The sequence below is a fragment of the [Scytonema hofmanni] UTEX 2349 genome, assembly GCF_000582685.1.
Lineage (GTDB): Bacteria > Cyanobacteriota > Cyanobacteriia > Cyanobacteriales > Nostocaceae > Hassallia > Hassallia hofmanni.
The window spans coordinates 4,773,920-4,786,111 of sequence record NZ_KK073768.1 but is presented as its reverse complement, the minus strand read 5'-3'; the positions used below and the strand labels follow the sequence as shown (position 1 = coordinate 4,786,111).

General features: G+C 42.5%; 7 protein-coding genes. 5 read left to right on the top strand and 2 right to left on the bottom strand.

What is annotated here, in order from left to right; genetic code table 11:
* Positions 1-31 precede the first annotated feature (31 nt).
* The 4 genes from TOL9009_RS0126870 to TOL9009_RS0126855 all read left to right on the top strand — a co-directional run bounded on the left by TOL9009_RS0126870 (position 32) and on the right by TOL9009_RS0126855 (position 7,490).
* Positions 32-991, top strand: coding sequence for a ribonuclease Z (locus TOL9009_RS0126870; protein ID WP_029636197.1), 960 nt, complete (start codon positions 32-34; stop codon positions 989-991).
* 704 nt (positions 992-1,695) lie between these two features.
* Complete coding sequence (locus TOL9009_RS0126865; RefSeq protein WP_029636196.1) at positions 1,696-3,927, top strand: GumC family protein; 2,232 nt, start codon at positions 1,696-1,698, stop codon at positions 3,925-3,927.
* A 609-nt stretch (positions 3,928-4,536) separates the two neighbouring features.
* Positions 4,537-5,682 carry a SpoIID/LytB domain-containing protein gene (locus TOL9009_RS0126860; protein WP_029636194.1) on the top strand — a complete coding sequence of 382 codons (1,146 nt, stop codon included), beginning with the start codon at positions 4,537-4,539 and terminating at the stop codon, positions 5,680-5,682.
* Positions 5,683-5,885: 203 nt separating this feature from the next.
* The gene (locus TOL9009_RS0126855; RefSeq protein WP_051503039.1) at positions 5,886-7,490 is read left to right on the top strand and encodes a radical SAM protein; all 1,605 of its coding nucleotides are present in this window, start codon (positions 5,886-5,888) and stop codon (positions 7,488-7,490) included.
* Between the two features lie 229 nt (positions 7,491-7,719).
* On the opposite strand, the gene TOL9009_RS0126850 is transcribed toward TOL9009_RS0126855, so the two are convergent.
* Positions 7,720-8,991, bottom strand: a complete 1,272-nt coding sequence (locus tag TOL9009_RS0126850; RefSeq protein ID WP_029636190.1) for a hypothetical protein — start codon at positions 8,989-8,991, stop codon at positions 7,720-7,722.
* 206 nt (positions 8,992-9,197) lie between these two features.
* Here TOL9009_RS0126850 and TOL9009_RS0126845 point away from each other — a divergent pair, with 206 nt between their 5' ends.
* The gene (locus tag TOL9009_RS0126845; RefSeq protein ID WP_029636188.1) at positions 9,198-9,677 is read left to right on the top strand and encodes a hypothetical protein; all 480 of its coding nucleotides are present in this window, start codon (positions 9,198-9,200) and stop codon (positions 9,675-9,677) included.
* Positions 9,678-9,784: 107 nt separating this feature from the next.
* Here TOL9009_RS0126845 and TOL9009_RS0126840 read toward each other — a convergent pair whose 3' ends face one another.
* Positions 9,785-11,986, bottom strand: coding sequence for a GumC family protein (locus tag TOL9009_RS0126840; RefSeq protein ID WP_029636186.1), 2,202 nt, complete (start codon positions 11,984-11,986; stop codon positions 9,785-9,787).
* Positions 11,987-12,192 lie beyond the last annotated feature (206 nt).

Below are 12,192 nucleotides of genomic sequence, written 5' to 3'. Positions count from 1 at the left end.
AATTCAGCAATAGGAAGGCAGGCATAACGTAGTGCAGATAACATTTTTAGGGACGAGTTCTGGTATACCCACGCGATCGCGCAATGTTTCTAGCGTTGCTTTGAGATTACCACAAAGGGCGGAAATGTGGTTATTTGATTGTGGCGAAGGTACTCAGCATCAAATTATCCGGAGTGAGCTAAAAATTAGCCAACTCTCCCGAATTTTTATCACTCACATGCACGGCGACCATATTTTTGGTTTAATGGGTCTTCTGGCTACTTGCGGTTTAGCCGGCAATGTAGACCGAATTGATATTTATGGTCCACCGGGATTAAATGAATATTTGCAAGCTGCCTCGCGCTACTCTCATACTCACTTTTCTTACCCATTAAAAGTTCACGCGGTCCGTCCGGGGATAATTTACGAAGACGATGAATTTACCGTTAGCTGCGGTCCTTTGCACCACCGCATTCCCGCTTTTGGCTACCGCGTCGTCGAAAAAGACCGTTCCGGACGCTTTGATATCGAAAAAGCGAAAGAATTGCAAATTCCTCCCGGTCGAATTTACGGTCAACTCAAGCGGGGTGAAACTGTTACTCTAAGTGATGGGCGAGTTATTGACGGCACTCAGTTGTGTGGACCGACAGAAATTGGACGCAAAATTGCTTATTGTACTGACACAGTTTTTTGTGATGGTGCGGTGGAGTTAGCACACGATGCAGATGTCTTAATTCATGAAGCGACTTTTGCCCATCAAGACGCAGATATGGCTTTTAAACGGTTGCACTCGACAACTACAATGGCAGCGCAAACAGCTTTAGGGGCAGGGGCACATCGACTGATTATGACTCATTTTAGTCCCCGTTACGCTCCAGGAAATTCCATAGAGTTAAAGGATTTACTTCAAGAAGCCCGTGCTATTTTTCCGAAGACAGACATGGCTTATGATTTTTTCACCTATGATGTACCCAGACGGCGGCAAGTGGAGTTAAGCAAGCCAGGAGTTTGAATTTTGGATTTTGGATTTTGGATTGAATTGTAGGGGCAGGCAAACCCCGCCCTTATGCAATAAATATACTAAAGTTTTTGACACTTTTTCAAAAACGACGGGTCCATATTATCACAATTTTTAAAGCAGCCCCATCCCTAAATAAACAGAGCGATCGCTGATTATTCAAAATCTATTCGCAAGAACTGAATAGCGATCGCATACTAGACTCCGCACCCCAACAGACATAGCACTGCTACGTCACAATAATTCTTTTTCACTTTCGCGTGTCTATTGGATTTGACTCAGAAGATGCTTACAGTCATGTTTGCTTATCCAGGACTTACGCAATGAAATTTATCCTTGGGAAAATAACTTTTCAAATTTCTCTGCCATTTTGGCAAGAGATGTCATATTGTAATTGTTAAAATTAGTCATGAATAGGACTTACGCAACTCCCACATATATCTTCTGTTATTGGCAACCTTTAAAGGAAAAAATATGACACTTGCGTAAGTCTTAATCAATACAAAAAACGTTGTATCCTGAATGTTAAAATTTTCCCCACTTAAAAAAGTAAAAATTAACACTCTCGTTAATTAATTTACACACAACATATTTTTTCTAGGAATCATAAATGCATCTTGTAGCGTCATCAATTTAGTAAAATTAATATTACAAAAGTTTTCTTGCTCAACATCTGTCGAGATTAAAGGACTTTAATAGTGGCTAATACAGGTCTGAATCAGGGGCAATTAATTACTACTTCCCCACAAAGCGCAGTTAACATCAGGCAACTATCGACAATTTTGTTTCGTCGATGCTTTCTCATCCTTGGTGTTTCCGGCTTAGTTATGTCCGTTGCGATTTTTCTAGCAACAATTGCCAAACCAAAATACCAAAGCTCTATGCAATTATTGGTAAATTCTAATTTGTATGAGGGCTTACAATCTAGAAATATCCAAGGAAATACAAATAGCCAATTTACCGATCAAAATTTTCAGTTTGTTGATTACACTGCTCAGTTAAGGCTAATGCTGAGTACTAAATTAATCCAAAAAGCTGTAGATTTACTGCGTCCGGAATATCCAGATATTAAAGTAGAAGATATTTTAGGTAAGAAAGGTAAACAAGCTAAACCAGGTTCTTTAGTTGTGTCCCAACTAGAAGCAGAGACAGGAGTGAATAAAGTTCCCAGTCAAGTATTTGAAATAACATTCAAAGACCAAGATCCAATTAAAGCCGTAAAAGTACTACAAGCCTTAAAAAAAGTTTATCAAGATTACAACATAGAGCAACAAAAGCAACGTCTGAATAAAGGACTTTCTTTTGTTAACGATCGCCTACCGAAAATTAAACAAGAGGTGATTAAATCTGAGAATAATTTAAAACGGTTTCGACAAAAACATAACTTACTCGATCCCGAAGCACAAAGTAAAATTCTCCTCGATTCTCTAGCCAACACGCAAAAGCAGCTAGAAAGCACCCATGCCCAGCTTCAAGACGTGCGCGCTCGCTACAATAACTTGCAGCTGAAAATGGCAGCCTCACCGCAAAATGCGCTTATTTCCTCTCGTTTGAGTCAATCAACTCGCTATCAAACGCTATTAAATGAGATTCAAAAAACAGAATTAGCTCTCGCTCAAGAACGATTGCGCTATACAGATACCTCGCCGGCGATCGCCAAATTAACACAGCAACGCTCCAATCAAGTATCATTATTACGACAAGAAATTGAGCGAACGGTACCAGACAAAGCATCCACCACACCTCAAAGCGGAAAATCACTTCTCACACAAGGGCAAATGGGAGAAGTTGACCTCAAGTTGTTGGAAGAATTAATAGAGGTACAAACAACTTCTGTGGGATTAGTTGCTAATGAACAAAGTTTAGCTAAATCAGAACAGCAACTTCGCTCAGAGTTAAGCAAATACCCCACCTTAATCGCAGAATACAATCGGCTGTTGCCAGAGATAGAAACTAATCGCAAAACATTAGAACAACTTCTGCAAGCGCAACAGTCTTTAGGACTAAAAATTGCTCAGGAAGGGTTTGATTGGCAAGTCTTAGAAGAACCCCAACCGGGAATTTATATGGGTAGTGGTAGAACATTGCGTTTAGTTGGGGGAGCCATAATCGGACCTATTTTAGGTATTGCGATCGCCCTGATTTGGGAGATGTCTAAAAATGCAATTTATTCTTCACAAGAGCTACAAAATTTAACAAATCTGCGTTTACTTGGCAGAGTTCCAAAATTATCTTTATCCCTCAGGAAAAAGCGTCTCTCATCGCTGTTTTTGCGAAAGGGCAGCTTAAGTTCTGCCTATCGTGACAAACAACTTAGTGTCTACACTCAGTTGCCCAGCCACGAAACTTTCGATATGATCTACCAAAACATTCAAATATCAAATCCCTACGCTTTTAAGTCTTTGATGGTGACTTCAGCACTACCAAAAGAAGGTAAGACAACTATAGCGCAAGGGCTGGCGCTGAGTGCGGCAAGAATGCATCGGCGAGTTTTGCTAATTGATGCCAACATGCGCGATCCCAGTCTACACAACATTTTGGAGCTTTCTAACGACTGGGGACTATCTCTGCTATTACTTGATGAGACAAATAACGGAGTTCCCGATTATATCCAGCCAATTCACCCCGCGATCGATATTTTGACCGCAGGACCGACACCAGAAGATACAGTGAAATTACTGAGTTCTCGGCGGATGAAAGAACTAATCCAGGTCTTTGAGCAAACCTATGATTTAGTATTGATAGATGCACCAACAATTTTGGGCACTGTTGATGCCAGGATTTTGGCAACATACTGTCATCAGATTGTGTTGGTGGAAAAAATGGGTCAAGTGACTAGAACTGAATTGATTCAAGCTACAGAGATTTTGGGCAAGTTGAATGTAGTTGGCATCATCGCTAATGAACCGAATAATTCCGCAAAAGCCTAACAAAAGACCTATTCTTGTAGAGACGTTCCGCCGGAACGTCTTTATTATCATATTGGTAGGGTAATATCATGTCCGGTTAATTAACACTAATAAAAAAAATCGTAACCAACCCAAGAGACGTTCCACCGGAACGTCTCTACAATATATATAATTTGCCTTTTATGATATAAAAAATTGTTTTTTTAAATATAGGACTTACGCACTCGTTACCAGAAAACAAGACTTTGAGATTGCTTCCTTGCGTCGCAATGACGGAAATACGTAGTCCGTGCGTAAGTCCTGAAATAAAATAAAAATAAACCAAAGACAAACATCAATATAGCAATTCTAGATGATTTGTGAAAATTCGCAGTGTTCAGATTCCGGACTTCGCATAAGAAGTCTGGAATCTAACTTTGTCCTTATTTATGCTTATCTATGATACCGACTTAAACCATAAGCAAAATGCATAATTAATAATTGGGCAAACTTGTATTGCTAAAAACCGCGCCAAAGAAACTTGATAGTCTAAGGTAGTTCATCTATATTTAGTGAGGTGGCGATGCAATCTCCGGGAAACTACTGTAAAGCCGAATTGTAAACCTATATAAGTATGAATAAATTATCAGCATGAAGTTTCAACTGTTATTAGGCTCTTTATTTTCCCAGATTAAAGTCCGCCATTGGTGGATAGGCATTCTTTTTTGGATTGTTTTGGTAGCACCAGCTCAAGCATCTGTAATATTGCGTGTAGCAATTGAAAGAGGCGTTAATCAGGTAAAAGTCGGCAGTTCCACAACTGCCATCGTTAAAGATGGTTCTGGTCGCACTTTAGGACAATTACCATCTATGAGTTCCTATTATGCCCAAGCGATTCCTGGGGGAGTTGCTTTGGATCGATGGCGATCTGGTTTATTTTGGATTGAACCAACAGGTAAGGGTTTCGTTTATATAGGCGATCGCTGGTATCGAGGCAGAACTTTGGTTGTCCCCACAGACAAAGGTGTAACCGCTGTTAACTGGGTTGATATCGAAGAATATCTTTACAGCGTTCTCGGTGGCGAAATGGATGCCAGATGGCCCCAACAAGCGCTACAAGCACAGGCGATCGCCGCTCGTACCTATGCCCTCTACGAACGGGAAAAACAGCGCAGTAATCCCATTTACGATGTCGGCGATACCCCCGATCGCTGGCAAATTTACAAAGGCGTAATTAGTGAATCCGGTGGGACTTATAAAGCCGTCGATGCTACAGCCGGACAAGTATTAACTTATAGAAATAAAATTATTCTTTCAGTTTTTCACGCTTGTTCTGGCGGACACACCGAAAACGTTGAAGATGTTTGGGGAAACACCCTCCCTTACCTGCGTGCAGTTCAAGACTTCGACCAAAATATTAGCGAGTGCAGTTGGGTGAAAACTTTCTCAAGCGCCCAAATCAGCGCGATGATTCCTTCTGTGGGCAATGTCAAAGATATGCTTCCAGAAGCGTTCTCACCTTTCGGCAGCGTTAAAACCTTAAAAATTGTCGGCAATAAAGGTACTAAAGTATTACAAGGCGAAGAAGTGCGTACAGCGCTAAAGCTGAAAAGTACTCGCTTTCGGGTCAGCAAGGGAACAGGTGGTAGTTTTGTACTCCAAGGACTCGGCTACGGTCATGGTTTAGGTATGAGTCAATGGGGAGCGTATAATTTAGCTCGGCGAGGAGCAAACCATTTACAAATTTTGGGGCATTATTACCAAGGTGTAGCCTTAACCCCAATTCGAGTAAAGTAGTCAAAAAGGGTAGAGGAGTGGGGGAATTAAGTACAACTTTGCATTAATTCGTAACGTTTTTTAACGCAGAGGAGCGCGAAGGTAAGCGCAGAGTGACGCAGAGTTTTTGTGATAAATTTTCGTCATCAATTTATGCAATATTGTACATAGCGCAGTTTTTTGCTGCGCCCTGACCATACCATTTTTATTACCACTATAATATTATGGCGCATCAAAAAGCCCCTGCTCTTATCCCACATTCGGCATCCTCGAATACGGTAGATAACAAGTATCCAACAATTGGACTGATTGAAGTTCCAGCAACGGGACTATACGATGCAGAAGGGAATAATTGGACTTCTTTATATAGACATCGTTCCTTAATCAGCAAGCAAGTTTTGATTCCTGACTTGCAAGCAGGAGGATTTGATGCCCGATTGGTCAACCTCAGAGATGATAATTATAGTGAAGAATTTGGGGAGATTGTCTGGAAAGGGATGACCTTGCGGAAAACATATGTAGGGGGCAAAATTTCCGCTCTCGATCCTCACGCCTTCGATGCTTGGGGAATTACAGTGAATTTCTCCCAAGATCGTCAAGTCACTTGTATGGTGATTGAGCATCTGGCTAAGGGAGGTCGTCCCATTGTCGTTGGCGGCTCGGATGCTTTCGCTGAACCGCACCATTATTTGAAGGCTGGCGCAGCAGCAGTCGTTCAGGATAAATCCGGGGCAGCGAATTGGGCGATTTTTGACTATGTACTCGGAAAAACCCCACGGGAAGAACTCACGGGTGTCATTCTCGCAGATGGTAAACAGTATCCCAGGAAGAGTAAAGCCAAAAGTCCAGAGGAGTGGGCACTACCCTCGGTGGAAGTGGCACGGGAGTGTTTAGGGACACTTCCCAATGTCCAGGGATCTGTACCCGTTGGTTCGTTAGTGGCTGACATTGGTTGCGATCGCACCTGTGATTTTTGCATGACACCCACCTACGGCACTGGCTTTCGGAGAATGTCCCCAGAAACATCCCTCAAATGGTTGGCGATTCAGAAAGAAGCGGGGGCTCGTTCGATCAATATCGGTTCCGATCAATTCCTCGCCCGTGGACTCTTTCCTGAGGGGCGACAAGAGATCCTCGACATTACCAATGGTGCGCGGGAGATGGGAATAACACTCATGTGGCCCAATGGTTTAGAACTGAGGAAAACAACTCTCGGAGCTGGGCGTAACTACGAAAGCAGCGACCTCAGACCTGACGAAGAACTGATTGAAGCACTGTTTGGCTGGGATGGCAAAGTCGGTTGTCCTTTGGCTTATATCCCTGCCGAACGTCCCGTTTTTGGACGAGAAGCTTACAAGAAGTTGTTGCCTTGGCAAGAGCATTGTACCTTGATGAAATCTGTGGTCAGAACTGGTGTACCTGTTATTGCTTATGGCATCATTATCGGGCTACCCGATGATGACCATGAGGACTTGTTGCGTCTTGAGGAAGCCATCTCAGAATTGGTCGATGAACTCGTAGAGATTAACCCTCAATTGGAATTTCAGACTTCGTGCTACAGCATTATTCCCTTGCCCGGAACTCCGCAATCTTATAACTTACGGAAATCAGGAATGCTACAGTTTGAAGACACCTGTCTGTGGGGGGTATGGACAACGACTTCCAATACTAATCACCTTACCTACGAGCAGGTTTCCGATTGGCAAATTCGTCTATCTAATATTCGTAGATCTCCGTCTGAATTTACCAACTATAACGGCGAATATTCAGGGATGGTTAGTGACGCTTCCTCCGACGACTCAAAGGTTGTGTTGGCAAATTTGAAGTGAACACTGCCCTTTTGGGCTGCCCCTACTGACAGAGGACATATCGGGCAGATATCCTGGAAAGGGATGAATCTGCGAAAAATAGCTGTCGGTAGATGAGGTACATACGTAAAACCCTATAGAGACTTAGCATTGCTACGTCTCTACATGTATTTCATGACAACGCAATCTGCTGTATTTTGTGACGCTTGCGTAAGTCTGTGCTTAAAGAATAGCGACTAACAACCAACAACTAACTCCCCTCGTCAAGACGCCGTTGCCATTCAGCATCCTCTTGTTCTAATAAGTCAGTTTCTGTGGTGTATGCTAAATCTTCATGTCCAATGACTTTTTCAGCCGCAAACTGATGAGCATAGTCGATTTTATTTTGCAAAGAAGCATCAGCCGAAGCTAATAGTCTGGCACGCTGAAGGCGATCGCGGTTACGTGCGACAATTTTCTTATTGCGCCATTGAATCCAAAAATAACGCGCGATCGGTATCCCCAAGAAACCGATTCCGTAAGCCAACAGCAACCAATAAATTCCTTGGACAAAAGCGACAAGTCCACCCAGTTTTGCAGCAACAATACCACCTCGCAACAAACTTCCCAACACCAAAGCACCAACCAAATTTACTCCACCCAACCCAGCACTGAGCAGAATTTGTCCGGAACTTGCCGCACTAAAACGCCAAGGAAATTCCTCCAGGTACACCGATTCTGACTGAGGACGTTTTTTTGCAGCACTCACCTGCAACTCAGGGAAGTAATAAACAATCTCTCCTTGGGGACTTACCGCTGGTTGCCCATTAAAGCGAGTGAGAACAGGCAACATATAATCTTCGTATTCTTGTTGATATTTCTCACCGATATTATCTAGATAGGGAGAAATTTGTTCAGCTACTACTGCACCACGGTTGTTGCGAATTACACCTGCAATTTCTCGCCAGCGGCGTTCATCTAATTTGGTGTTAGGATTGCCATCACCAAACAAAAATGAAAAAACAGCTTCAAAGAAATTTAGATCGCTTTTCGCTCGCCGCCGTTCTTGGTAGTGAGTGCGATAATCTGGGCTAAAATACCAGAATAAATCGGGAAAATAGAAAAAGCCCCAACCGCCGCCATGACTGTTAGAATTACCTCCACCGTTACTGTCGCGATCTGAGTTGAGCGCAGTAATAATGATGATCGTGGCGATCGCTATCAAGGCAATGGAAGCAATTAAGAAAATTGCAAAGGAAATGCGAATTAGGTAAAATAGGATACTCCAGACCTTTTTCCACCATTCCTGCAATCGCAACTGAAAATACTTGTTACGTAAAATTACCCGAAAGTTTTTTGGAAATAGGTAAACAATATCACCTGTTTCCGCTACCTGCAAATGTGCACCAGTTTCACTTGCAAAAGCTAATAAGCCCTGATTCGCCTCCGCAACATTCAATCCTGCCTGGGTTGCCACATCACCAAGGGTGACACGATAGCCCAATTGTTCCACAGCTTGCATAATGGTGGGATTGGGAGCCATTGCTCTTCCCTCCTATGAAAATTTATTCTCCCTTTTTTAGTATAAAGTTTTATTTTTGCTACTTTGTAAACTCTGCGGGGCGACTGCCTCAACTTGAATGCAAAATGTAAAATTATTTTGGGAATTTTTAATTAACGTCTTGTTACTGACTTCATGTTAAAATAATTTGCCTCGGCTTGGTTAACCAGCAACTTTTTTGCTTAGATATGGTTCAGTACACTCTTGCTCAAAGCCCAGAAATCATTCTCACTGTTCCCGGTAAAGATTCAGCTAAAGCCCGTGAGAAAGCGATGGATCAGCTGATGGAACTAATGGAAGCAGGCAACCTACCTACGGAATTAGAAGAAGGGTTTGGTGTTCAACAATTAATTGAGGTGAAAGAAGCATCAATTGACACTGGTAGTGGTGAGGACGCAATTACACAAGCTGTCCAGGTTTTGAGCAATCTTGCTACACTCAAGCTCAAAGTTCAAGATTCTCGCGCTGAAGCATTAGAAATTCGCAAAGCAGTTGATGTCCTCTTTAGCGATCAGTCAGTGACTGAGGAGGAAATTACCCGTCTTAAGGAAGGTTTTAAAGTTCTGAAAAATTTTGCCCAAGCTAATATGCGTTATCAAGAAGCCCGAGCTAAAGCAGAACAAGCAAGGCAAGTTCTCGATCAGGCTCTCAAATCGCCGGAGAAATAGGGACTGGGGACAGGGACTAGGGACTGGGGACTGGGGACTGGGGATTGAAAAGAATAATTCCCATTGCCCATTGCCCATTGCCCTATGCCCATTGCCCATTGCCCATCCTAACGTCGTTTTATATTTGTCATTGACGCAGAATTAGCGGTGTCTTCATCTGTATCGTCACCAACTCGTTCAGCACTCATGCTCTGTCTGTAATACTGCTGATAGTGGCTATAAGACGATGGTGTGGAATCTTTAGATTTATTAGCGATTAACCCTAAAATGGCAGTGCCAGAAACTTGAATCTCTTCTAATGCTTGTTGGAGTACAGTACGTTTTAGCTTACCCAAACCAGCAACTAGCACCATACCGTTGGTATTAGCCGCTAGTAAATAGGCATCTGCAAAGCCCAAGACTGGGGGTGTGTCATAGATTACCAAATCGAAACTGGCTTGCAAATCGTCCATTAAATCTTGCATTTTCCCAGATGCAAGTAACCTTACCGAGTCTGGGGGAATGGGACCAGCACTCATGACAAAGAGATTTTCTTCGTCATGCGATCGCTCAATTACATTACTCCACTCTAAATCTTGGGAAATTACATCGGTCAAGCCCTGAATATTCATTAACCCGACTCGATTGTGCAAAGTCGGACAACGTAGATTCGCATCGACTAATAATACACGTTGCCCCATCGCTGCTGCTGCCTGGGCTAACTGTATAGCCACAGTAGATTTACCGTCTCCCTGTCCTGCCGAACTGATTACAAGAGAGCGAATTGGCGTATCCGAACCCAAAAGAAGAATATTTGTGTAGAGAGAACGAAACACCTCAAAAAAGGAAATGCTACTTACTGGTTGCACTCCTTTAGATGCATTTTCTTTAGTTGTCAGTCCTAGTTCTTTTCTTAAGGGAACTACGCCTAACAAGGGCAGTCTAGTCGCTTCTTTGAGTTCCTTAGAAGTATAAAAGATATTGCTGAGTTTATCTACAACTAAAGCTGCCCCTACACCCAACAGCAAACCTAACATTCCCCCCAATGCCAAGTTTTTCTTGGCACTGTCTGAAACAGCATCAGGTTCCGTTACTTTAGTCAGTTTAGGATCGAGTAACTGCCAAGGTTGTTGCTTTTGGGCTTTATCGAGCTGCAACGCTTGTTCTTTGGTTGTAAATTGAGTCAGACCTTGAGTGGCAACTTGTAGTTCCCGCTGAATGTTATCGTAATTACGGGTAATAATTGCCAACTTTTTGACGTAATTATTTAAATTATTGATTTTTACACCCAATGCTCGATCTCTAGCTTGCAGTTCCTGGATGCGGCTTTGAAAATCTTTCTGAACCCGAACTTCTTCGGCTGAAAGCAATGGGAGTAAGTTGTTTTTTCTATCCTGTAAAGTCCCTATGGTCGGGTTGAAATCCGTAAATTTGGCTGACTGTTTTTTAATCTCAACATCCACTTCCTGGATCTGATCGAGTATCTTTTGGTAGCGAGGATTTTCACTCAGCACTAAATTACCAGCCCTCTCACCTGGTTGTTGCGCTAACTCTGTTTGCAAATCTTGATACTTAGCTACCATTTGTGCTAACTGTACCCGATTTTCGAGTTGTTGTTGCGTCAAAGTCGTAATATGAGTAGATACCTCTGTAGCTTTCTGGGTTGGGTCTATTAAGTTATTTTCTAATCGCAGGTTTCCCAGTTCGTTTTGCCATGATATGACCCGCCGCTCTATGGGCTGTTTTTCTTGCTTAACGAACTTAATTGCCTGAGCTACTTCTGCTTGACGCTCTGCCAAACTATACTGCAAAAAAGTTTTAGCAAGTGCTTGGGAAACTTCGATAACTTCCTTTTGATCTGCATCTAGATATTGGACTTGTAAAATACTTTCCTGCTCGGGTTGAATAGTTAAGTTCTCAGCAAGTACTTCGTAAGTCAGCTTTGGATATTTAGGTTGAAGTTCTTCGACAATCGGATCTAGGACTTTACGACTTTTTAAAACTGCGATCGTGGTTTTTGTTGTCTCCGCATTTGCTCCTGCTATGTTCAGTTGGGAACCCAGAGTTTGAGGAACATCGGCTAGAGCCTTACTCTCACCAGTCAAAGGCTTAGTTAAAATCTCAAATTCGCCTTGATATACTGGAGGATCTTGTTCTGCCTTCAACACAGCTGCTGTTGCTACTATGCCTGTTAAACCAACAATCAAAAATATTCGGCGACGCAAAGCAGATCCAACTTGACCCAGGTTCAATCCACCTTCTTCAACATCATTTAACTGTGCCGTATTCGCTTGTGACAAAGGGTGAGGATATTTTTCTGACTTCAGCATGGCAATGGTAAATTAAATTACTAACAGTAATTACGCAAGTTTATGTCTTGATTAAAATTTGGCATCTGGAGTTTCATTTCTCCTTCACTGCGCTACGTTTCGGCACTCCTGGTTAATTACTGAACTGACTAATCTCATAGTCCAAAGAATCTCAAGCCGAACTTGAGTATTGCTTCATACCAACCTGATAGACTCATTACCCTGGA

Coding starts and splice junctions, on each gene's coding strand:
- TOL9009_RS0126860 (WP_029636194.1), top strand. CDS start 4,537: ATGAAGTTTCAACTGTTATTAGGCTCTTTATTTTCCCAGATTAAAGTC.
- TOL9009_RS0126855 (WP_051503039.1), top strand. CDS start 5,886: ATGGCGCATCAAAAAGCCCCTGCTCTTATCCCACATTCGGCATCCTCG.
- TOL9009_RS0126850 (WP_029636190.1), bottom strand. CDS start 8,991: ATGGCTCCCAATCCCACCATTATGCAAGCTGTGGAACAATTGGGCTAT.
- TOL9009_RS0126845 (WP_029636188.1), top strand. CDS start 9,198: ATGGTTCAGTACACTCTTGCTCAAAGCCCAGAAATCATTCTCACTGTT.
- TOL9009_RS0126840 (WP_029636186.1), bottom strand. CDS start 11,986: ATGCTGAAGTCAGAAAAATATCCTCACCCTTTGTCACAAGCGAATACG.